This is a genomic window from Cupriavidus necator A5-1 (assembly GCF_000744095.1).
Classification (GTDB): Bacteria; Pseudomonadota; Gammaproteobacteria; order Burkholderiales; family Burkholderiaceae; genus Cupriavidus; species Cupriavidus necator_A.
Genome location: NZ_JQLI01000001.1, coordinates 1,813,795 through 1,834,087 on the forward strand (window position 1 = coordinate 1,813,795; position 20,293 = coordinate 1,834,087).

General features: G+C 66.3%; 22 protein-coding genes and 1 pseudogene. 17 read left to right on the forward strand and 6 right to left on the reverse strand.

The window, feature by feature from the left end; all coding sequences use genetic code 11:
- Window positions 1-114 precede the first annotated feature (114 nt).
- The 3 genes from K307_RS07990 to K307_RS08000 form a co-directional block, all read right to left on the reverse strand.
- Window positions 115-834, reverse strand: coding sequence for a hypothetical protein (locus tag K307_RS07990; RefSeq protein WP_042881617.1), 720 nt, complete (start codon window positions 832-834; stop codon window positions 115-117).
- 92 nt (window positions 835-926) lie between these two features.
- Window positions 927-1,385, reverse strand: coding sequence for a MaoC family dehydratase (locus K307_RS07995; protein ID WP_042877490.1), 459 nt, complete (start codon window positions 1,383-1,385; stop codon window positions 927-929).
- 82 nt (window positions 1,386-1,467) lie between these two features.
- Window positions 1,468-1,971, reverse strand: a complete 504-nt coding sequence (locus tag K307_RS08000) for a winged helix-turn-helix transcriptional regulator (protein WP_042877491.1) — start codon at window positions 1,969-1,971, stop codon at window positions 1,468-1,470.
- A gap of 508 nt (window positions 1,972-2,479) precedes the next feature.
- On the opposite strand from K307_RS08000, the pseudogene K307_RS08005 reads away from it, so the two are divergent.
- The 8 genes and pseudogenes from K307_RS08005 to K307_RS08040 all read left to right on the forward strand — a co-directional run.
- Window positions 2,480-2,665 (forward strand): annotated as a pseudogene (locus K307_RS08005) (hydroxyquinol 1,2-dioxygenase); the annotation flags it as partial.
- Between the two features lie 92 nt (window positions 2,666-2,757).
- Window positions 2,758-3,033 carry a DUF2282 domain-containing protein gene (locus K307_RS08010; RefSeq protein ID WP_042877493.1) on the forward strand — a complete coding sequence of 92 codons (276 nt, stop codon included), beginning with the start codon at window positions 2,758-2,760 and terminating at the stop codon, window positions 3,031-3,033.
- Window positions 3,030-3,479 carry a DoxX family protein gene (locus K307_RS08015; protein ID WP_230625587.1) on the forward strand — a complete coding sequence of 150 codons (450 nt, stop codon included), beginning with the start codon at window positions 3,030-3,032 and terminating at the stop codon, window positions 3,477-3,479. The genes K307_RS08010 and K307_RS08015 overlap by 4 nt, the downstream gene beginning before the upstream one ends.
- Before the next feature lie 65 nt (window positions 3,480-3,544).
- Complete coding sequence (locus tag K307_RS08020) at window positions 3,545-4,306, forward strand: alpha/beta fold hydrolase (protein ID WP_042877494.1); 762 nt, start codon at window positions 3,545-3,547, stop codon at window positions 4,304-4,306.
- Window positions 4,307-4,358: 52 nt separating this feature from the next.
- Window positions 4,359-4,631, forward strand: coding sequence for a hypothetical protein (locus K307_RS08025; RefSeq protein WP_042877495.1), 273 nt, complete (start codon window positions 4,359-4,361; stop codon window positions 4,629-4,631).
- 75 nt (window positions 4,632-4,706) lie between these two features.
- Window positions 4,707-5,534 (forward strand): DUF692 domain-containing protein, encoded by an 828-nt coding sequence (locus K307_RS08030; RefSeq protein WP_042877496.1) that lies wholly within the window; start codon window positions 4,707-4,709, stop codon window positions 5,532-5,534.
- The gene (locus tag K307_RS08035; RefSeq protein ID WP_042877497.1) at window positions 5,531-6,283 is read left to right on the forward strand and encodes a DNA-binding domain-containing protein; all 753 of its coding nucleotides are present in this window, start codon (window positions 5,531-5,533) and stop codon (window positions 6,281-6,283) included. Before K307_RS08030 ends, K307_RS08035 begins: the two co-directional genes overlap by 4 nt.
- Before the next feature lie 176 nt (window positions 6,284-6,459).
- On the forward strand, window positions 6,460-7,365 hold the full coding sequence (locus tag K307_RS08040; RefSeq protein ID WP_230625859.1) for an alpha/beta fold hydrolase: 906 nt from the start codon (window positions 6,460-6,462) through the stop codon (window positions 7,363-7,365).
- 202 nt (window positions 7,366-7,567) lie between these two features.
- Here the strand turns inward: K307_RS08040 and K307_RS08045 are convergent, their stop codons facing one another.
- Complete coding sequence (locus tag K307_RS08045) at window positions 7,568-7,834, reverse strand: DUF4148 domain-containing protein (protein WP_042877499.1); 267 nt, start codon at window positions 7,832-7,834, stop codon at window positions 7,568-7,570.
- 395 nt (window positions 7,835-8,229) lie between these two features.
- Between K307_RS08045 and K307_RS08050 the strand changes: the two genes are divergently transcribed.
- Window positions 8,230-9,306, forward strand: a complete 1,077-nt coding sequence (locus K307_RS08050; RefSeq protein ID WP_042877500.1) for a porin — start codon at window positions 8,230-8,232, stop codon at window positions 9,304-9,306.
- 95 nt (window positions 9,307-9,401) lie between these two features.
- Complete coding sequence (locus K307_RS08055) at window positions 9,402-9,989, forward strand: hypothetical protein (protein ID WP_042881621.1); 588 nt, start codon at window positions 9,402-9,404, stop codon at window positions 9,987-9,989.
- A 95-nt stretch (window positions 9,990-10,084) separates the two neighbouring features.
- On the opposite strand, the gene K307_RS08060 is transcribed toward K307_RS08055, so the two are convergent.
- On the reverse strand, window positions 10,085-10,972 hold the full coding sequence (locus K307_RS08060; RefSeq protein ID WP_042877501.1) for a LysR substrate-binding domain-containing protein: 888 nt from the start codon (window positions 10,970-10,972) through the stop codon (window positions 10,085-10,087).
- Between the two features lie 144 nt (window positions 10,973-11,116).
- On the opposite strand from K307_RS08060, the gene K307_RS08065 reads away from it, so the two are divergent.
- Window positions 11,117-11,515, forward strand: a complete 399-nt coding sequence (locus tag K307_RS08065; RefSeq protein WP_042877502.1) for a RidA family protein — start codon at window positions 11,117-11,119, stop codon at window positions 11,513-11,515.
- 54 nt (window positions 11,516-11,569) lie between these two features.
- Here K307_RS08065 and K307_RS08070 read toward each other — a convergent pair whose 3' ends face one another.
- Window positions 11,570-12,493 (reverse strand): LysR family transcriptional regulator, encoded by a 924-nt coding sequence (locus K307_RS08070; RefSeq protein ID WP_042877503.1) that lies wholly within the window; start codon window positions 12,491-12,493, stop codon window positions 11,570-11,572.
- 124 nt (window positions 12,494-12,617) lie between these two features.
- On the opposite strand from K307_RS08070, the gene K307_RS08075 reads away from it, so the two are divergent.
- The 6 genes from K307_RS08075 (at window position 12,618) to K307_RS08100 (ending at window position 20,270) form a co-directional block, all read left to right on the forward strand.
- On the forward strand, window positions 12,618-13,706 hold the full coding sequence (locus K307_RS08075; RefSeq protein WP_042877504.1) for a tartrate dehydrogenase: 1,089 nt from the start codon (window positions 12,618-12,620) through the stop codon (window positions 13,704-13,706).
- Between the two features lie 147 nt (window positions 13,707-13,853).
- Window positions 13,854-15,212: a dicarboxylate/amino acid:cation symporter gene (locus K307_RS08080; protein ID WP_042877505.1), complete on the forward strand. Its 1,359-nt coding sequence runs from the start codon at window positions 13,854-13,856 to the stop codon at window positions 15,210-15,212.
- Window positions 15,213-15,263: 51 nt separating this feature from the next.
- Entirely contained in the window at window positions 15,264-16,514 is a 1,251-nt protein-coding gene (locus K307_RS08085) for a glycerate kinase type-2 family protein (protein ID WP_042877506.1), read from the forward strand.
- Window positions 16,511-17,929, forward strand: coding sequence for a pyruvate kinase (gene pyk / locus K307_RS08090; RefSeq protein WP_042877507.1), 1,419 nt, complete (start codon window positions 16,511-16,513; stop codon window positions 17,927-17,929). Before K307_RS08085 ends, pyk begins: the two co-directional genes overlap by 4 nt.
- Window positions 17,930-17,939: 10 nt before the next feature.
- The gene (eno, locus tag K307_RS08095) at window positions 17,940-19,235 is read left to right on the forward strand and encodes a phosphopyruvate hydratase (RefSeq protein ID WP_042877508.1); all 1,296 of its coding nucleotides are present in this window, start codon (window positions 17,940-17,942) and stop codon (window positions 19,233-19,235) included.
- Window positions 19,236-19,283: 48 nt separating this feature from the next.
- Window positions 19,284-20,270: a Bug family tripartite tricarboxylate transporter substrate binding protein gene (locus K307_RS08100; protein ID WP_042877509.1), complete on the forward strand. Its 987-nt coding sequence runs from the start codon at window positions 19,284-19,286 to the stop codon at window positions 20,268-20,270.
- The last annotated feature ends 23 nt before the right edge of the window (window positions 20,271-20,293 follow it).

Genomic DNA, 20,293 nt, shown 5'->3' on the forward strand with positions numbered 1-20,293 from the left:
TTGTGCCTGCCGCCGTTCAACGGGTGACTGGCGGTGGGCGCTTGTGGCCGGGAAGGGGAGGTGGAGGTCGGCGATCAGCCGGTTGGCCATCGTCAACCCTTCCCGGTTGCGCGTTTACCGAAGCTCGAAGTCGGCCAGGTCGATCCAGACCAGCAGGCGATCGCGATCCGGGCGCAGATCTGCGCCGCGCGGGTGGGCACGTCGCTGACGCGGGAAGCGGATGCCCTGGACTTCAACCATGTCATAGACATACTGAGCCGCAGGGAGGGCGTCGGACACGTCAACCTGGTAGTCGTGACGGCGAAGCAGGAAATCCGGGCCGAAATAGAATTCCTGAACCGGGCTGTGGGTGGCAATGTCAGGCGGAAACGTTGCACGCAGAACCCGCCAGGTCTCGCCGTCCTCGTTCCAGGGAGCGACCTCCTCGACGGTGACGCCTGGCATGGCGAGCAGGAATGGCGTTGTCAGATAGGTCCACAGGGCATAGCCACTGAAATAGGCCCGGTGCAGTGAATCCCAGTGTGTGTCCAGACCGTGGCCGTCAAACGCTGCTCTGGGATTTTCCCGATCTGCGATGGTCGCGTTGTTGCCGTCCCGGATCACGACCCGGTTCGGCACGAACGTCATGACGTAATCGGGTGCCCCGTAGGGAGTCACGGTCATCCATTCCTCGTGCGTCTTTGCGGTGACGCGGCGGAGGTTGTCGTCCGCGGCCAGGCCTTTTGTCCCCCAGAGGTCGCCTCCGGAGACGATGGTGGCGCTTACCGTCTCGAAAGCGTTCCAGCGTTCAAGGCCGCCATGTGCGGCGATCACTGGTTTCAGAAGGTCGTTCACATCAGAAGCTCCGTCGTCCAGCAGGACGAGTGATGCCTGCACGTTCAAATTGCTGCCCGCCGCACACTGGCCGCTACGATCGCCGCCTGCGTCTATGCCTCGGCCGCGGGACGCCGTTGCACGACCAGATTGCCGGTGAAGACCTGCACTGGCTCGTCATCCTGGTTGAACGTCGTGGTGCGCACCTTCACGATGCCCTGGTCGGGGCGCGACTTCGAAGTCCGTACGTCCAGGATCTCGCTCTCGACATGCAGCTCGTCGCCGGGGCGCACCGGCTTGGGCCAACGCAATTCCTCGAAGCCTGCGCCGATGATGCCGCCCGCGGGCCGGAATTCGCTGTCGACGAGCAGGCGCATGGTCAGTGCCGCCGTGTGCCAGCCGCTCGCAGCCAGTCCGCGAAACAGCGTGTCGCGTGCCGTGGCGTCATCGAGATGGAAAGGCTGCGGGTCGAACTCGGCGGCGAAGGACTTGATCCGGTCCGCTTCTACGCGCAGCCGCCCGGAACGGTATTTCTGGCCCGGGGCCAGATCCTCGATGAATTGGACGTTCATGTTTTTTTGCTCCTCGGTTATTTCACGCTGATTCGTGGCACACCATTTCGACTTTCAATCTGGCGAGATGAGCCCTCCAACCTCACCGCTTGCCCTCCTTGAACGCAATCCGCCTCGCTTCCCGCTCGCGTTCAAAGCCCGGGCTCAGCGACACCTCGAGATCGCTTCTGTCGACCGTCGTCCCGCACGCCGGACACACGCTACCAGGCCCGACTTCGTGCCCACAGGCGCGATGGGTGACTTTCACGGCAAAATCTTCCCCCCGGCTCTTGCACCAGGTCTCGCCCCAAACCCTGAGGGCCTGCACGACGGGGTAGAACGCGTTGCCCTTCGGGGTCAGCCGATACTCGTACCGCAGCGGCCGTTCGCTGTACGGATGGCGCTCGATCATGCCGTCCGCTTCCAGTGCTTTCAGGCGCGTGGCCAGCATCTGCGGTGTCGCTTCGGTCTGGATCTGGATCTCCTCGAAGCGGGTGGCACCCAGGTACAGCTCGCGCAGGATCAGCACGCTCCATTTGTCGCCCACCACCTCCACGGATCGGGCGATCGGGCAGTTCGTGGTTACCGGTTTGGCGTTGCGTCGCACCTTTCCCTCCCAGTCGTCTATTGATTTCATAGTAGCACGATCTGCCGATATCGTTCACATAAAGTTGCTTAAGGTGCATTTATAGCGGTGAATTTTAGCTTGTCTGAAGCATGGCCGAGCGTCAGGCAGGTTGGAAACTATGATTGTCATATGAATTGGAATACTGACTGGAACGGATCCGCCGGACCTGCCAGAAAACATTCCGAGCCCTGATCCTGCTGGCGGCCGGTCCCTGAGCGCGCCGCGCTCCCGGCACTTTCCTGCATCCGGCGAGCCAACACCGCCTTCCCCCGCCGCCTTCCGGCCTGCTCGCCAGGCCGGTTTCACGCGCCGCTTTGTACCCATTTGTATCAAGCCGGCGGCACGATACGTGCCCTCACACAAACGGCCTTCGCCCGCTATGGGCGAGATACATCGGTCTTCTTAAATGCGTCTGGTGGCACGGCGGCGCGCAAACAGAGCGATCCCCGGCCCGCAATACCCCACGCAATCTCTCCAGGAAACCAATATGACTACCCCCATCACCAAGCGCATCGTCCTTGCCATCGCGCTGGTTGCCGCCGCAGCGGGCGCCCAGGCCGCCACCGTGGGCGCACGCGACCCGTACAGCGACGGCGCCCGTTCCGTGCAGGACGCACGCGACCCGTTCGTCGACGGCGCGCGCAACTCTGATCCCTACCTGGACGGTGCTCGCGCCTGATGCCCGGCATCGACGCGATCCGCTCCAACCCGTTTGCCTGACCTCAGCCTGACCGTGCTTTCCCCTTGTTAAATCAGGAGATCCTCATGAACCGCTCGAACGCCCTTATTGCTGCCACCCTGGCCCTGTCGATCAATGCCTTCTCCCTCGCCGCGCATGCCGCGGAGCCGGCCAAGGCGCTGGAGAAGTGTTACGGCGTGTCGCTCGCCGGCAAGAATGACTGCGCCGCCGGTCCCGGCACCAGTTGCGCCGGCACGTCCAAGGTCGACTACCAGGGCGATGCGTGGACCATGGTCGAGAAGGGCACCTGCACAACGATCAAGACGCCCAAGGGCTACGGCTCGCTGAAGGCGATCCAATGATGTCGGGCGCCGGCCAACACGTGAGCGCTGCGGCGCCTGTGGCATCGCCAGTGGACTCGGCGCTGCTGCTGGTGGCCCGCCTGGGCATCGCCTCGGTGTTCTTCCTGTCGGGGCGGACCAAGGTGGAGGGCTTGCTGACGATCAAGGCGTCGACCTACGCGCTGTTCACGTCGGAGTACGCGTTGCCGGTGATCCCGGCGGAGCTGGCGGCGCAGCTGGCCACCTGGTCGGAACACCTGTTCCCGGTGCTGCTGGTGCTCGGCCTGTTCACGCGCTTCTCCGCGGCGGCGTTGCTCGGCATGACGGCGGTGATCGAGATCTTCGTTTATCCCGATGCCTGGCCCACGCATCTGACCTGGGCTGGCCTGCTGCTGCCGCTGCTGGCGTATGGCGGCGGTGGCTGGTCGCTGGACCGTGTGCTGCCGCCTGGCGCAGGCAGGCGCTGAGCGTAAGCGCTCGCTTTTTTCCTACCCACTCGATGCAGGCCGCAGCGGCCTGCCGGAGATACGCAATGCGGTTTATTCCGATGCTCGCCACCGCGGTGGTGCTGGCCATCCCCTCGCTCGCCCAGGCGGCTACGCCGGCGGCGCCACCGGGCGCAAAGAACATCATGCTGGTCCACGATGCCTTTACAGACGCCTCGGGCTGGCGCGTGGTCCACGACATCCTGATCCACAAGGGCTACAACGTCGCCGTGGTGCAGCTGCCGCACAACACGCTCAGCGACGACGTCGCCGTCGTGCGCGACCGCGTCAGCATGCAGCTCGGCCCCGTGGTGATGGTCGGCCACGGCTACGGCGGCGCCGTCATCACCGAGGCCGGTGCCCGCGACAAGGTGAAGGCGCTGGTCTACGTCGCGGCGCTGCAGCCGGACGTGGGCGAAGGCATGGGCCAGCTCACCGCTTCCATGCCGGCCGCCAGCACCAGCATCCGCTCGACGCGCGACGGCCACCTGTATATCGATCCCGCCAGCTTTGGCGCCGACTACGCCGGCGACCTCACCCCCAACCGCACCGGCTTCATGGCCGTATCGCAGGTGCCGCTGACCAGCGCCGCGTTCGCGACCAATGTCTGGACCGCGGCCTGGCACGGCAAGCCGAGCTACGGCATCGTCGCCACCGAGGACCGCCTGCTCAACCCGGACCTGCAGCGCTGGATGTACAAGCGCGCCGGCGCCAGGGTCACGGAGATCAAGGCCAGCCACGCCGTTCACATCTCGCAGCCTGAAAAGGTTGCGCAGGTGATCGAGGACGCCGCGCGCAACGTGCGCTAGCGGCAGCACCTGTTTTCAGTTTTCACCCCCCACCCAAACCTGGAGTTTCATCATGACCATGACCACCAAGTCCCGTATCACCTTTGCCGCCGCCGCCGCGATCGTCGCGCTGACTTCCCTGTCGTCGATCGCTGCGCCGGCACAGGCCGCCGCCAAGGACGAGCCGGGCCGCTGTTACGGCGTCAATGCCTGCAAGGGCACCAGCCTGTGTGCCACCGCCAGCAACGACTGCGCCGGCCTGAACGAGTGCAAGGGCAAGGGCGTGCTGGTCAAGCCCGCGTCGGTGTGCCTGAAGGAAGGCGGCACGCTGACCGAGCCGAAGTAAGCGCCGCACCGGTCCCGGGTGGTGCAAGCCACCCCGGGCCGTCCCGCCACGGTTTCCACAAAGATGAGCGAGCCCATGCCAGTTCTCAGCCCTCCCTTCGCCGGCTACGGCCTTGGTCTCCGCAAGGAGCACTACCAGGCGTTCCTCGAAATGGAAGTTCCGGTCGACTTCGTTGAAGTGATCTCTGAAAACTTCATGGTCGATGGCGGCCGGCCCCGTCACGTGCTGCGCGAGGTGCGCAGCCGGTACCCGGTCGTGCTGCACGGCGTATCGATGTCGGTCGGCTCCTCCGACGGGCTTGACCGCGACTACCTGCGCCGGCTCAAGGCCCTGGTCGACGAGACCGAACCCCTCCATGTTTCCGATCACCTGAGCTGGTCGCGGATCGGCGGATTCAATTCGCACGACCTGCTTCCGCTCCCCTATACCGATGAGGCGCTGGATATCGTCTGCGCCAATATCTCGATGGCGCAGGACGTGCTGGGCCGCGCCATGCTGTTCGAGAACCCGTCCAGCTACGTTGCCTTCGACGGCGCCGCCATGACCGAGTGGGAATTCCTCGAGGCGATGTGCGAGCGCACCGGCTGCGGCCTGCTGCTGGACGTCAACAACATCTACGTCAGCGCCACCAATCACGGCTTCGATGCGCACGCGTTCGTCGACGGCATTCCCGCCGCGCATGTGCGCCAGATCCACCTGGCCGGACACAGCCAGGGCAAGGAATTGCTGATCGACACCCACGACAGCGAGGTCTGCGACGCGGTGTGGCAGCTCTACGCCCGGGTACGCGCGCGCGTGGGCGCCGTCGCCACCATGATCGAGCGCGACGACAAGATTCCGCCGCTGGCCGAACTGCTGGACGAGCTGGCCATCGCGCGCGCGCTTGCGGGAGATGCCCCATGAACCTCGCCACGCTACAGCAGGACTTCCGCGCCTGGCTGATGACGGCATCGCCCGAAGCGGCGGGCCGCCTCGGCCCGGACACCGCGGCCGGCCTCGCGGTCTACCAGAACAACTACCGTGCGCAGCTGGTCGGCTGCCTGGAAACGTCATTCCCGCGCGTGCACGAGTGGATGGGGGACGAAGCGTTCCTCGCCTCGGCCATCGCGCACATCGACAGGCATCCGCCGCACGCATGGACGCTCGATGCCTATGCCGACGGCTTTGACGCCACGCTGGCGGCGCGGTATCCCAACAATCCCGATCTGCATGAGCTGGCCTGGATCGAGCACGCCATGTCCGTGGCCTTTGTCGCGAGCGATGCGACGCCGCCGTCTGCGGCGGCGCTGGCGAGCATCGACTGGGATGCGGCGACGCTGGTGCTGGTGCCGTCCCTGCAGGTGCGCACCACCACGACCAATGCCCACGACCTCTGGACCGCGCTCAGCGACGGCGAGCCGTTGCCCGAGAGCGAAATGCTGGCAGCGCCTTCCGGGTTGATCGTCTGGCGCAAGGACTTCGGCTGCTACCTGCACCAGGTCGACGCGGTCGAGCGCGATGCCCTGATCCACCTGCAGGCGAACGGCCGCTTCGACGCGCTCTGCGAGATGCTGGTCGAGCGCCTTGGTGAAGACGATGGCATTGCCCGGGCCGGCGCATTGCTCGCCAGCTGGCTCGGCAATGCGCTGATCGCCCGCATAGAAAGCAACTGACCTCTCCCAACGACCTACCCTTCAGGAAAGATATCGTGTTAGATCATGTTTCTTCCCGCCGTGCGTTCCTGGCCACCGGCGTTGCCGGCGCGACGCTGGTCGCGGCCTCGGGCGCACTGGCAGCTCCCGCCGTCAGACGTATGGCGGCCCGTGCCGGCGCCGCGCCGCTGCCACGCATGCCGGTGCGGCAGGTGCGCACCGATTATCTCGATATCGGCTATCACCAGGCCGGTCCGGACAACGGGCGCCCGGTGATCCTGCTGCATGGTTTCCCGTACGACATCCACAGTTATGTGGAGGTCGCGCCGATGCTGGCGGCGCGCGGCCTGCGTGTCATCGTCCCATACCTGCGCGGGCATGGCACCACGCGCCTGCGCGTTCCCGCCACGCCCCGGGCCGGCCAGCAGGCGGCCATCGGCGAAGACGTGATTGCGCTGATGGATGGGCTGCATATCCCGGAGGCTGTGCTGGCCGGCTACGACTGGGGCGGCCGCGCCGCCTGCGTTGTCGCCGCGGTGCGCCCGTCGCGTTGCATCGGCCTGGTCTCCGTCAACAGCTACCTGATCCAGGATATTGCCCATGCCACCGCGCCGCTGGCGGCGCCGGTCGAATGGGGGCTCTGGTACCAGTACTACTTCCAGACCGAGCGCGGCCGCGCCGGCCTGGAGGCCAATCGCCGCGACATTGCCCGCATCCTGTGGAAGAACAACTCGCCGACCTGGCAGTTCGATGAGCAGACCTTTGCGCGTGCCGCCGAGGCCTTTGACAATCCCGATTATGTCGATGTGGTGATTCATTCATACCGGCACCGGCTTGGCCTCGCGCCTGGTTATCCGCTGCACGAGGCAACCGAGAACAAGCTCGCGGCGCTGCCGCCGATCACGGTGCCGGCCATCACGCTCGACGGTACGGCCGATGGCGTCGTGCCCGCGACCGATGGCAAGGCGAGCGCGGACCGGTTCACTGGTCCGCGCTCGCATCGCCAGATCCCCGGCGTCGGCCACAACCTGCCGCAGGAAGCGCCCGCGGCGTTTGCCGATGCGGTGACGGAACTGGTGCGCGGCGGCAAATGGCGTACGTAGTCCTGACTGGGCGTGGCGGTCGTCATGCAAGGCCTTCACGCCTGTCGCGGATGTAGCGCCTGCGCGCCACGGCTACAGCCGTTGATGATCGCCGTCATGGCGATCGGCCTTCGGCAATGCCTGATGCCCACGGCAACTGCGCCACCCGGGGAGCTTGCTCCGGGTGGCGCAGTTGCCGTGGGCACTCGTCTTTCTTGCCGGATCAGCGTGCGGCGGCCTCTCGCTGGGCCGCCCGCAGGCTTTCATAGACGGCAAACCGCCGCTGGTATTCCGCGCTGTTGACGTCGGGGCCGCGGTCGCCGCGCCAGTACTCGGCCAGGCCTGCGCGTGTCCAGGCTTCAAGGTCGGCGCGAACTTCCGCGCGTGTCAGGGGGCGGGCCGCACCGCTGGCGTCGGCGGCATGTGCCGCGACCGCGAGCGTCGAGAAGAGCAGGGCAGCGGCGAGGGAAGAGATCGTGATCGGTTTCATGTTGGTCCAGGTCCTTCTTGAGTTCTGCAGGGCATCCGGTACGATGCTTTCAGGTGCGCAAGGCGTTGATCGCCCCATGGCATCTGAACCGCGTCCGGAGCTTGCATTTCACCGCTGCGGTGTATCCCCAATGTTTCCGCCAGGGCCGATGCTTGTATAACTGCTTGTCGATGCCGTTGCTTCACACATTGCGATACGCGAGCGGGGTGTGTTCGCCGCGCCGTGACGACTTGGCGGCACATCTGCGTCCGTCGCCATGTATCGCTGTGTATGCAGGTGGCATTCAGACATGGAAGCTTGCAAATCCACGCCTTCGTGGAAACAGGGCGGATACACGCCCACCGTCAAATCGCTGCTGCCCTAAAAACGAGCCACAAAAGACGATTGGAGGACCCATGAAGAAGACATTCGCAGTGATCGCCGCATCCGTAGCCGCCAATGCGGTGTATGCCCAGACCAGCGTCACCCTGTTCGGGATCGTCGACGCCGGCTTCGAATACAACAGCAACGCAGGCGCCAGTGGCGACAACCTGTTCCGGCTGAGTTCCGGCAACCAGTCCGGTTCGCGCTGGGGCGTGCGTGGCGCGGAGGACCTGGGTGGCGGGCTGAAGGCAGTCTTCCTGCTGGAAAGCGGCTTCGACCTGGATACCGGCAACTCGGCCCAGGGCGGGCGCCTGTTCGGCCGCAATGCCTATGTCGGCGTGGAAAGCCCGTATGGCGCGCTGCTGTTGGGACGGCAGCAGACCGCCTTGCGCGACTTCAACAACCTCTATGATCCCGCCGCGACGGCCGACCGCTACGGCATTCTGGGGATCGCGCCTGAGTTCGGTGCGCGCGCGGACAACGCAGTCAAGTATGTCGGCAACTTCGGCGGTCTCACCGCATCGGCCTTCTACTCGTTCCAGGCCAATGGCAGCGAGGTGGCCGGCAGCAACGTGTTCGGGCGCGAGTACGGCGCCTACGTCAGCTACGCCAACGGCCCGTTTGCGGTAGGCCTGGCCTACGACGATGCGCATGTCGGCACCCCGGCCAACCAGGCGCCGGTGCTGCGGCGCTACGCGGTCGCCGGCACGTATGCGGTGGGACCGGCCAAGGCGTTCGCCGGCTACCGGCTGGCCAAGGCCTTCGACGGCGCCATGTTGCCCGGCGCGCAAGCGGCCAATGCCGGCTCGAACCTCTACTGGCTCGGCCTGGCGTACAAGCTGACGCCGGCGTTCTCGTTGACCGGCGCAGCTTACTATTCGGATTTCCGCCATACCGGGTCGGACCCGTGGCAGTTCGTGGTGACGGGCGACTACACCTTCACCAAGCGCACCGATCTCTATGCGTCGGTGGCCTACGCGCTCAACAAGGAAAACTCGTACCTGGGCGTCAACGGCTACAACAGCGGCACCGGCGCGAACGCCATCATCAACGTGCAGCCGGGCTCGAACCAGCTGGGCGCGGTGGTGGGCATCCGGCACAGGTTCTGAGGGCGTCAGCCGGCAGGGAGAGATTGGGCTGGCAAATCGAACCCGGGGGTTGCACAATGGCCTGCATGCGTCCTGACTGGCGCAAGGAGCACCGCATGAATCCCTCCAGGCTAATCGTCGCGGCCGCGCTGGCCGCGGCGGCCCTCCCGGTGATGGCGCAACCCGAGACGCGTGTGGACGTGGCGTCGGGCGTGGGTGCCACCATGGTGACCGGCACCGTCAAGGCCACGGCCACGGTGACGGCCATCGATGCCGCCACGCGCACCGTCACGCTCAAGAACAAGCAGGGCAAGCTCACCGATGTCCAGGTCGGCGAGGACGTGCGCAACTTTGAACAACTCCGCGTGGGCGACATGGTCACCGTCGAATACAAGGAGGCCTTGTCGGTCAGCCTGAACCGGCAGAGCGGCATGCGCTCCAGTATCGAACGCGAGACCGTGGACCGGGCTGCGCCCGGCGCCAAGCCCGGCGGCACGGTCGGGCGCGAGGTCGCGGTCACCGCCGACGTGGTGGCTGTCAACCAGAAGACCGGCATGGTGACGCTCAAGGGGCCAAAGGGCAGGACGGTGGACGTCCATGTCCAGGATCCGGGGCAACTGAAGGCGGTTCGCCGCGGTGACCAGGTGCAGGCCGTCTACACCGAAGCGCTTGCGATCTCGGTCACGCCCGCCAAGTCGCGCTGAGGGGAGGGATGGCCATGCCAGCGCCGGCTTCAAGCCGCCGCTGGCGCAGATGGCATGGGCCTCTCGTGCCGCTTCTGCCTGACTTCTCCCTGGCGTCAGCCGGCAAACGCCGCCTTCACCCACTCCCGCAGCAGCCTGGTCGCAGGACGCTCCGCGGCACGCCTGCTGTACACGAGGTCATACCCGAAGCTCTCCTGCGCCAGCGCAAAGGGCTGCACCAGCACGCCTGACGCAAGCTCTTCCGCGACCAGCGTCAGGCTGAGCAATCCGACACCCTGGCCCGCGATGGTGGCCTGCACGGCGTGGATCTCTTCGGTAAAGGACAGCCCGCCATCCGGATCGGCGACCTCGATGCCCGCTTGCGCCAGCCATTGCCGCCACACCCGTGCACGCTCGTCATCCCGTGCACCCGGCCCCCATTCGAAGTGGATCAGCGTCGCGCGTTTCAGGTCTTCAGCCGAGCGCAATTTCAGGCTGGGGCTGCAGACCGGCGCGAAGCGGTCGCGGAACAGCGGCTCGACCACCAGGCCGGGATAGTTGCCGGTCCCGTAGCGGATCGCAGCGTCCGCGTCGCTGTCGAGGTCGACCACCTCGTCCGAGGCATCCAGCCGCAGGGTCCAGTCAGGGTGCGCGGCGCGGAACTGGCCGGCACGCGGCGCCAGCCGCCTGGCCATGAAGGCGACCGTCGAGGTCAGCGTCGCGACGTTGGCGCGGCCGGCGCGCTGCACTGCCTGCACCGCATGTTCCATCCCGTCCAGCCCGTCCCGGACCGCCGGGAAAAGCTGCTGCCCCGCCGGCGTCAGCCGGACCTTCCGGGTCTGGCGCTCGAACAGCTTCACGCCCAGCCATTCTTCCAGCAAGCGGATCTGGTGGCTGACCGCCGTCGGCGTGACGCTCAGTTCGTCCGCAGCGAGCTTGAAGCTGGCGCGGCGGGCGGCGGCTTCGAAGGCGCGCAGCGCGCTCAAGGGCGGCAGTTTGCGCATGAGGGCTTCACGGATGAGATGATCTCATCCATCAATTGTGATATGACCATTTGTCGGGGTTTGGAACTGGATGAATACTTAGATTAATCCGATGGCGAGCTGGCTTTCGGATGAATTCTACTCAACCATCCAAAGGACCTGGCAATGCAACGCGAACAAGTTCATACCCACCCCGATCCCTACGCGTCCTACCTGCTTTCGCAAGCCATCCGTGCCGGCGGGTTCCTCTTCGTGTCCGGCCAGGCTGCCGTGGCCGACGATGGCGCCATCGTCGGCCGCGGCGACTTCGATGCGCAGGCCGGGCAGGCCTTCAGCAACCTCGAGCGGGCGCTCAAGGCGGGCGGCTCGTCGCTCGGCCGTGTGGTGAAGGTGACCATCTTCCTGACGTCGATGGCGCACTTTCCGAAGATCGTCGAATTGCGCCGCAAGTGGTTCTCCGCGCCATACCCGGCCGACACCATCGTCGAAGTCTCGGCGCTGTACTCGCCGGACGCGATGATCGAGATCGAAGCCATTGCGCTAGCTGACCAGGCTGGGGAATGATGGCGCACCACGCCCGTTCGCTGTTCGAGGCGCTGACGCGTTCGAGGCTTGGCGTTACTTCCCGAACTCACTGAACTTCGCCGCAAGGAACTCCACGAACAGCCGGATCCGCGACGACAGCTGGTGCCGCTGCTGGTAGACGGCATAGATGTCGGCTTCCGGCGTCGCGTACTGCGGCAGGACCTGCACGAGCCGCCCGCTGCGCAGGAAACGCTCGATGTCCCACTCGGCGCGCATCAGGATGCCGTGTCCTTCGAGCGCCCAGTTCACGGCAATCTCGCCGTCGTTGGTGGTGAGGTTGCCGCGCACGCGGACCGATTCCGTGCGTGCTTTCGCGCCCTTGCCTGTGGTCAGGCGCCAGACGCCGTAGGCGTCGCTGCCCTGGCGGATGCCGATGCAGTTGTGGCGGCGCAGGTCCGACGGTGTCTGCGGCGTGCCGTGGTCGCGCAGGTATTTGGGCGAGGCGCACAGCAGCCGCCGGTTCGGCGCCAGCCGCTTGGCCACGATGCGCGCGTCCGGCGGCTGGCCGAAGCGGATGCAGACGTCGAACGCGTCTTCGGTCAGTGGCGGGGGGTCGGCGGACAACTGCAGCTGTACGTCGACCTCGGGGTAGGTGGTGACGTACTCCGAAATCACCGGCGCCACATGCATGCGCCCGAACCCGAGCGTGGCATTGACCCGCAGCAGGCCGCTCGGCCGGCCCTTGGAGCGGGTCAGCAGCTGGTCCAGGTCGTCGATCTCGCTGAGGATGCGCCTGGCGTGCTCCAGGTAGACCTCGCCTTCCGGCGTCAGGCTCATGCGCCGTGTCGTGCGCGTCACCAGCGGCATGCCGATGCGTGACTCCATCTGCGCCAGGCGCTTGCTGACCGCCGCCGTGGTGATGCCAAGGTCTCGCGCCGCGGCGCTGAGGCTGCCCGCGGTGGCCACTGAGGTGAAGAATCCCAGCTCCGATGGCTGGATACCGGGGGAGGCGGCCATTCCGATCTTTAATCTGAGGTTAACAATGCTTTAACTTTACAAGCGATCCAATACCCTGTCCACGGCCCAGAATCCGTCCCACGCACTCAAGCGCATTCAACGCGATTCTGACCAGGAGACAACCATGAAGACTTACCGCATCGCAACCATCCCGGGCGACGGCATTGGCAAGGAGGTGGTGCCGGCTGGCCGCCAGGTGATGGAGGCCCTGGCGTCCGCAGGCGCGGACTTCCGCTTCGAGTTCGAAGACTTCGACTGGGGCGGCGACTACTACCGCCAGCACGGCGTGATGATGCCCGCCGACGGCCTCGATGCGCTGCGCGACAAGGATGCGATCCTGTTCGGCTCGGCCGGCGACCCGCATATCCCTGACCACATCACGCTGTGGGGCCTGCGCCTGAAGATCTGCCAGGGCTTCGACCAGTACGCCAACGTGCGCCCGACGCGCATCCTGCCGGGCATCGACGCACCGCTCAAGCGCTGCGCCGCGGAAGACCTGAACTGGGTGATCGTGCGCGAGAACTCGGAAGGCGAATACTCGGGCGTGGGCGGCCGCGTGCACCAGGGTCATCCGATCGAGGCCGCCACCGACGTGTCGATGATGACCCGCGTCGGCGTCGAGCGCATCCTGCGCTTCGCCTTCAAGCTGGCCCAGTCGCGTCCGCGCAAGCTGCTGACCGTCATCACCAAGTCCAACGCGCAGCGCCATGCCATGGTGATGTGGGATGAGGTCGCGGTGCAGGTGGCCAAGGACTTCCCGGACGTCAAGTGGGACAAGGAGCTGGTCGATGCCGCCACGGCGCGCATGGTCAACCGCCCGGCGTCGCTGGATACCATCGTCGCCACCAACCTGCACGCCGACATCCTGAGCGACCTGGCGGCGGCGCTGGCTGGCAGCCTGGGTATCGCGCCCACCGGCAATATCGATCCGGAACGCCGCTATCCGTCGATGTTCGAACCGATCCACGGCTCGGCCTTCGACATCATGGGCAAGGGCCTGGCCAACCCGGTCGGCACCTTCTGGTCGGTGGTCATGCTGCTGGAGCACCTCGGCGAGAACGAGGCGGCGCAGCGCGTGATGCAGGCCGTCGAAGCCGTCACCGCCAATCCCGCGCTGCATACCGGCGACCTGGGCGGCAAGGCCACCACGGCCGAAGTGACCAAGGCCGTGTGCGACCTGCTCGCCTCCGGCAAGCAGGCTAAGGCGGCCTGAGGGCCAGCCCCGTCACTCCTCGCGCCCGGCTCCGGCCGGGCCGCATCCCGCGGGCCTCGCCGGCCCGCACCGCCTTCCGGATCAGGAAAGCAGCCGATTAGAGCTGCGCCGGGAGCGCTTTGCCTTACGACACAGCAGGAGACAGCAATGATTCAACGGCTGCTTGGCAAGCTCTACGTCCAGGTACTGATCGGCGTTGGCGCCGGCGTTGCGCTGGGCGTGTGGGCGCCCGATATCGGCAGTGACCTGAAACCGCTTGGCGACGTTTTTATCAAGCTGATCAAGATGGTGTTCGCGCCGATCATCTTCGCGACCGTGGTGCTCGGCATCGCGCGCATGGAGAACATGAAAGAGCTCGGGCGCGTCGGCGTGCGGGCCCTGATCTACTTTGAGGTGCTGTCGACGTTCGCGCTGGCCCTCGGGCTGGTGGTCGTCAACCTGGTCCAGCCGGGCCAGGGCATGAATATCGATCCGGCTCACCTCGACACCAAGGCCATCGCCAGCTACACGCACGCCGCGGAGAAGCCGCACACGTTCATCGATTTCCTGATGAACCTGGTGCCGACCAGCATCATCGACGCGCTGGCCAAGAACGACATCCTGCAGATCCTGGTGTTTGCCACGCTGTTCGGCATCGCGCTGTCGCATATCGGCGCGCGCGCCAAGCCGGTTGTGGACTTCCTCGACTCCTTTACCCACGGCATCTTCACGGTGGTGGGGATGATCATGCGGCTGGCACCGATCGCGGCGTTCGGCGCGATGGCCTTTACCGTCGGCAAGTATGGGCTGGGCTCGGTGGTCTCGCTGGGCAAGCTAATGGGGACCATGTACCTCACCTGCTTCCTGTTCGTAGTGATCGTGCTGGGCGGCGTGGCAAAGCTCTCCGGCTTCAACCTGTGGAAATTCCTGAAGTACATCCGCGACGAACTTTTCACCGTACTGGGCACCAGCTCGTCGGAATCGGTCGTGCCGCAACTGATGCGCAAGCTGGAGAACGCCGGCGTGTCCAAGCCAGTAGTGGGACTGGTCGTGCCTTCGGGGCTGACCTTCAACCCTGACGGGCAGTGCATCTACTACACCATGGCGGCCATCTTTGTGGCCCAGGCGACCAACACGCCGCTGACCATGACGGACCAGCTGGTCGTGCTCGGCGTGCTGCTGCTGACGTCCAAGGGCTCGGCGGGCGTGACCGGCTCCGGCTTCATCACGCTGGCGGCGACGCTGGCATCGCTGGGCAAGATTCCTGTTGCCGGCATGGTGCTGCTGCTCGGTGTCGATCGCTTTATGTCGGAAGCCCGCGCCATCACCAACACCATCGGCAATGCCGTGGGCACGCTGGCGATTGCGCGCTGGGTGGGCGCAGTCGACCGCAAGCAGCTGGCGGATGCGCTGGACGGCAAGCTGGAAGAGGAGGGCGACGCCGTGCCCGAGAGCCAGCAGGACGCCTCCCCGATCGGCTCGCGCATTGCACGCGTCGCCGACCCCCATGCCACGCTGATGCACTAAGGGGCCGACGTGACTACGCATCGTTCCGAACCGGCTGCGCTGCTGCGGCACATGTTCGACGCCGCCATCGCCGCCGCCCAACCGGCCTGGACGCTGGCGCAGTACCTGCCCGCACCGCCGCGCGGCCGCACCATCGTCATCGGTGCCGGCAAGGCCTCGGCGGCGATGGCGAGCGCGCTGGAAGCGGCGTGGCCCGGCCCGCTCGAAGGCCTGGTCGTGACGCGCTACGGCTATGCCGTGCCCTGCTCGCGCATCGAGATCGTGCAAGCCGCGCACCCCGTGCCGGACGATGCCGGGCTGGCTGCCGCACAACGCATGCTGCAACTGGTGTCCGGGCTGGACGAGGACGACCTCGTCATCAGCCTGGTCTCCGGAGGCGGATCGTCGCTGTTGCCGCTGCCGCTGGCAGGCATCACGCTCGACGACAAGCAGCGCATCAACCGTGCGCTGCTCAAGTCCGGCGCGACGATCTCCGAGATGAACTGCGTGCGCCGGCACCTGTCCGCGATCAAGGGCGGACGGCTGGCAGCGGCATGCTATCCGGCGCAGGTGCTGAACCTGCTGATCTCCGATGTGCCGGGCGATGACCCGATCGATATCGCATCCGGCCCGACAGTGCCCGACCCCACCACGCGTGCCGACGCGCTGGCCATCGTGAAGCGCTATGCGATCGACCTGCCTGCCCATGTGCTGGCCGTGCTGGAGTCCGATGCGGCCGAGACGCTCAAGCCCGGCGACCCGCGGCTGGCGCGGATCCGCACCGAATTTATCGCCACGCCCCGGCTGGCGCTGGAAGCGGCGGCCCGAGTCGGCCGCGACGCAGGCTACGCCGTCCACGTGCTTGGCGACGCCATCGAAGGCGAAGCCCGCGATGTCGGCAAGGTCATGGGCGGCATCGCGCTGGCGGCGTCCCGACATGGCGAACCGTTCGCCGCGCCGTGCGTACTGCTGTCCGGCGGCGAGACCACCGTGACCGTGCGGGGCATGGGGCGGGGCGGCCGCAACGTCGAGTACCTGCTGTCGCTGGCACTGACCCTGCGCGGCGAAGCCGGGGTCCACGCGATCGCCGGTGATACGGACGGTGTCGATGGCCAGGAAGAGATCGCGGGCGCCGTGATCGGGCCTGACACGCTGGAGCGCGCCTGGCGCGCAGGCCTGCGGCCACACGACGCGCTGGCCGCCAACGACGGCCACGGATTTTTCGAGGCGCTGGGCGATGCCGTGGTAACCGGCCCAACGCTGACCAATGTCAATGATTTTCGCGCGATCCTGTTGACGCGCGCTTCCGGAGCAAATGCATGAGACGCCTTCGCAACGCAAAGATCGTGGCCACGCTGGGCCCGGCGAGCACAGACCCGGCCATCATCGAGCAGCTCTTCGATGCGGGCGCCGATGTGTTCCGCCTCAATTTCAGCCACGGCACCCACGCTGACCACCAGCAACGCCTGCAGTCCATCCGCGCTATCGAGCAAGAGCGCGGCCGGCCCATCGGCGTGCTGCTGGACCTGCAAGGGCCCAAGCTGCGCATCGGCACGTTTGCGGACGGCCCGGTGAAACTGGCCGCGCAGGCGAAGTTCCGGTTCGACCTGGACGCGTCGACGCCCGGTTCCGTCGAACGGGTCGGCCTGCCGCATCCCGAGATCTTCGCGGCGCTGCAGGAAGGGACGGAGTTGCTGGTGGACGACGGACGCGTGCGCCTGCGCGTGGACCGCTGCGGCCCCGACTATGCCGAGACCACGGTCGTCAACGGCGGCACGCTGTCCGACCGCAAGGGCGTCAATGTGCCGGGCGTGGTGCTGCCCCTGTCGGCGATGACCGAGAAGGACCGGCGCGACCTGGACTTCGGCCTGACGCTGGGCGTGGACTGGATTGCCCTGTCGTTCGTGCAGCGCGCCGAGGATATCCAGGAAATCCGGGAAATCGTGGGCGGGCGCGCCGGCATCATCGCCAAGCTGGAAAAGCCTGCGGCCATCCAGAGCCTGGAAGCGATCGTCGCCGAATCGGATGCGGTCATGGTGGCGCGCGGCGACCTCGGCGTGGAGATGCCGGCAGAGCAGGTGCCGTCGCTGCAGAAGCGCATCGTCCGTGCCTGCCGCAAGGCCGGCAAGCCGGTGATCGTCGCCACGCAGATGCTGGAGTCGATGGTCAGCGCACCGGTGCCGACGCGTGCCGAGGCCTCCGACGTGGCAACGGCCATCTACGACGGCGCCGATGCCGTGATGCTGTCCGCGGAATCTGCCTCGGGCCAGTATCCGGTGGAAGCGGTGCGCATGATGGACAGCATCATCACGCGCACTGAAGCCGACCCGCACTACCACGAAGCCATCCAGGCCTCGCATTCGGCGCCGCGCGCCGAGGCCGCCGACGCCATCGGCTACGCCGTCAGGCACGTGGCGAACCTGCTGCGCGTGCCTGCCGCGGTGGCCTACACCAGCTCGGGCTACTCCGCGCTGCGCATGGCACGCGAGCGGCCGGAAGTGCCGATCCTCGGCATGACGCCGCGCATCGCCACCGCGCGCCGGCTGGCGCTGGCCTGGGGCGTGCATGCGGTGCTTTGCCATGAAGTGGTCGACGTGTTGGAGATGACCGAACTGGCCAGCCGCACCGTGCTGAAGGAGCAGTTCGGCGAGGCCGGGCAACAGATCGTCATTTCGGCCGGCCTGCCGTTCACGGTGGCCGGCACCACCAACCTGCTGCGCATCGCGCAGGTCCAGTAAAGGGGAGACCATGACTGCAATCAGGGAAATCCGCGGCTACGAGATCCTCGACTCCCGTGGCAACCCCACGGTAGCGGCGCAGGTGCTGCTGGCCGACGGCTCGCAGGGCTTTGCCGCGGCGCCTTCCGGGGCGTCCACGGGCTCGCGTGAAGCGCTGGAGCTGCGCGATGGCGACAAGCGGCGCTATCTCGGCAAGGGCGTGCAGAAGGCTGTGCAGCATATCAATGTCGATATTGCACGCACGCTGGCCGGCATGCGTGCGGCGGAGCAGGCCGAGGTCGATGCCTGCCTGATCCGCCTCGACGGCACACCGGACAAGTCGCGCCTGGGCGCCAACGCGCTGCTGGCGGTCTCGCTGGCGAACGCGAGGGCGGCCGCGGCTTCCGCCGGGCTGCCGCTGTACCGGTCCGTGGGCAACGGCAATGGCGAGACCCGCCTGCCCCTGCCGATGATGAACATCATCAACGGCGGCGCGCATGCCGACAACAGCGTCGACATGCAGGAGTTCATGATCCTGCCGGTCGGCGCGCCGGCCTTCTCGGAAGCGTTGCGCTGGGGCGCGGAGGTGTTCCACACGCTCAAGGGCGTACTGAAGGCGCGAGGCCTTGCCACCTCGGTTGGCGACGAAGGTGGCTTCGCGCCGGACCTGTCGTCCAACGAACATGCCCTCGAAGTCATCATGCAGGCGATCGAAGCCGCCGGCTTCCGGCCCGGCCGGGATATCGCGCTGGGTTTGGATGTGGCCAGCTCTGAGTTCTACGCGGACGACCGCTATGTGCTGCATTCGGAAGGCCGCTCGTATGACGCCGGGGACTTTGTCGACCTGCTCGCCAGCTGGGTCAGCCAGTACCCCATCGTCACCATTGAGGACGGCATGGCCGAGCAGGACTGGCATGGATGGCGCCTGCTGACCGCCCGCCTGGGCGGACGGGTGCAACTGGTCGGCGACGACCTGTTCGTGACCAACGCGGCGATCCTGGAAGAGGGCATCGGGCAGGGCGTGGCCAACGCCATCCTGATCAAGCCCAACCAGATCGGCACGCTGACCGAAACGCTGCAGGCGATCGCGGTGGCGGAACGCGCCGGCTATGCCTCGGTGATCTCGCACCGCTCAGGCGAAACCGAAGACACCACCATCGCGGACCTGAGCGTGTGCACGGCGGCGACGCAGATCAAGACCGGCTCGCTGAGCCGTTCGGATCGCGTGGCCAAGTACAACCGGTTGTTGTTTATCGAGGCGGAACTGGGATGCGCCGCGACCTTTGCGGGGCGGCAGGCGATCCAGCAGGCAGCAAACAAGCCTTAAGCACCTCGCTTGCGGCTTGCCATATAGATTAAATTCAGGAGACAAAGCATGCGTGGTACTGAACTCGTGCGTCGCATTTCAACGCTGGCCGTGCTGGCCGCCGGCATTACCCTCAGCGGTGCCAGCCTGGCGCAAGCCTGGCCGGCCAAGCCGATCACCCTGGTCGTGCCTTTCCCTTCGGGCGGCACCACCGACGTGCTGGCCCGCGCGCTGGGCGACCAGTTGTCGAGGAGCCTGGGCCAGCCCGTGATCGTGGAGAACCGCCCCGGCGCGGGTGCCACGCTGGGCGCGGACTACGTCGCCAAGAACAAGCCGGATGGCTACACGCTGCTGATGGGCGCGGTGCACCATACCATCGCCACCAGCGTCTACAAGAAGCTGCCGTACAACTTCCAGAAGGACCTGACGCCGATTGCCACGGTGGCCATGGTGCCCAATGTGCTGGTGATCAATGCCGCGAAGACGCCGGCCAAGAATGTCAGCGAGTTGGTGACGCTGGCGAAGACCGCGTCGCCCGAATTCGCCTACGGTTCCAACGGCAACGGCACCGCGCAGCACCTGATCGGCACGCAGTTTCAGGCCGCTACCGGTGCCAAGCTGCTGCATGTGCCTTACAAGGGCAGCGGTCCGCTGACCACCGACCTGCTCGGCGGGCAGGTCACGATGTCGTTCGACACGCTGACGCCGGTGCTGCAGCACATCAAGTCCGGCAAGCTGCGTGCGCTGGCCGTCACCACGGCGCGGCGCTCCAGCGTGCTGCCCGATGTGCCGACGCTGGAGGAAGCGGGACTCAAGGGTTTTGATATCGGCACATGGTTCGGCGTGCTGGCCCCGGCGGCGACACCCGAGCCGGTGGTCAGCAAGCTGAACGCGGAGATCGTCAAGATCGTGAAGTCGCCCGACTTCCAGCAGAAGATGCAGGGCATTGGGGCCGAGCCGATGGCGAGCACGCCGCAGGAGTTCGCCAAGCGGATCAACGACGAAACGGTCAAGTTCGCCAAGCTGGTGAAGGACGGCAAGGTAACGATCGAGTGATGTGGGAACCGGGGCGGTGATTG

What these genes read in the sequence shown, in the direction of transcription:
- K307_RS08085 (WP_042877506.1), top strand. Translation starts at nt 15,264, where the DNA reads ATGTTCGACGCCGCCATCGCCGCCGCCCAACCGGCCTGGACGCTGGCG.
- K307_RS08040 (WP_230625859.1), top strand. Translation starts at nt 6,460, where the DNA reads ATGCCGGTGCGGCAGGTGCGCACCGATTATCTCGATATCGGCTATCAC.
- K307_RS08010 (WP_042877493.1), top strand. Translation starts at nt 2,758, where the DNA reads ATGAACCGCTCGAACGCCCTTATTGCTGCCACCCTGGCCCTGTCGATC.
- K307_RS08055 (WP_042881621.1), top strand. Translation starts at nt 9,402, where the DNA reads ATGAATCCCTCCAGGCTAATCGTCGCGGCCGCGCTGGCCGCGGCGGCC.
- K307_RS08065 (WP_042877502.1), top strand. Translation starts at nt 11,117, where the DNA reads ATGCAACGCGAACAAGTTCATACCCACCCCGATCCCTACGCGTCCTAC.
- K307_RS08060 (WP_042877501.1), bottom strand. Translation starts at nt 10,972, where the DNA reads ATGCGCAAACTGCCGCCCTTGAGCGCGCTGCGCGCCTTCGAAGCCGCC.
- K307_RS08080 (WP_042877505.1), top strand. Translation starts at nt 13,854, where the DNA reads ATGATTCAACGGCTGCTTGGCAAGCTCTACGTCCAGGTACTGATCGGC.
- eno (WP_042877508.1), top strand. Translation starts at nt 17,940, where the DNA reads ATGACTGCAATCAGGGAAATCCGCGGCTACGAGATCCTCGACTCCCGT.
- K307_RS08035 (WP_042877497.1), top strand. Translation starts at nt 5,531, where the DNA reads ATGAACCTCGCCACGCTACAGCAGGACTTCCGCGCCTGGCTGATGACG.
- K307_RS08030 (WP_042877496.1), top strand. Translation starts at nt 4,707, where the DNA reads ATGCCAGTTCTCAGCCCTCCCTTCGCCGGCTACGGCCTTGGTCTCCGC.
- K307_RS08025 (WP_042877495.1), top strand. Translation starts at nt 4,359, where the DNA reads ATGACCATGACCACCAAGTCCCGTATCACCTTTGCCGCCGCCGCCGCG.
- K307_RS08075 (WP_042877504.1), top strand. Translation starts at nt 12,618, where the DNA reads ATGAAGACTTACCGCATCGCAACCATCCCGGGCGACGGCATTGGCAAG.
- K307_RS08050 (WP_042877500.1), top strand. Translation starts at nt 8,230, where the DNA reads ATGAAGAAGACATTCGCAGTGATCGCCGCATCCGTAGCCGCCAATGCG.
- K307_RS07995 (WP_042877490.1), bottom strand. Translation starts at nt 1,385, where the DNA reads ATGAACGTCCAATTCATCGAGGATCTGGCCCCGGGCCAGAAATACCGT.
- K307_RS08070 (WP_042877503.1), bottom strand. Translation starts at nt 12,493, where the DNA reads ATGGCCGCCTCCCCCGGTATCCAGCCATCGGAGCTGGGATTCTTCACC.
- K307_RS08045 (WP_042877499.1), bottom strand. Translation starts at nt 7,834, where the DNA reads ATGAAACCGATCACGATCTCTTCCCTCGCCGCTGCCCTGCTCTTCTCG.
- K307_RS08015 (WP_230625587.1), top strand. Translation starts at nt 3,030, where the DNA reads ATGATGTCGGGCGCCGGCCAACACGTGAGCGCTGCGGCGCCTGTGGCA.
- pyk (WP_042877507.1), top strand. Translation starts at nt 16,511, where the DNA reads ATGAGACGCCTTCGCAACGCAAAGATCGTGGCCACGCTGGGCCCGGCG.
- K307_RS08100 (WP_042877509.1), top strand. Translation starts at nt 19,284, where the DNA reads ATGCGTGGTACTGAACTCGTGCGTCGCATTTCAACGCTGGCCGTGCTG.
- K307_RS08020 (WP_042877494.1), top strand. Translation starts at nt 3,545, where the DNA reads ATGCGGTTTATTCCGATGCTCGCCACCGCGGTGGTGCTGGCCATCCCC.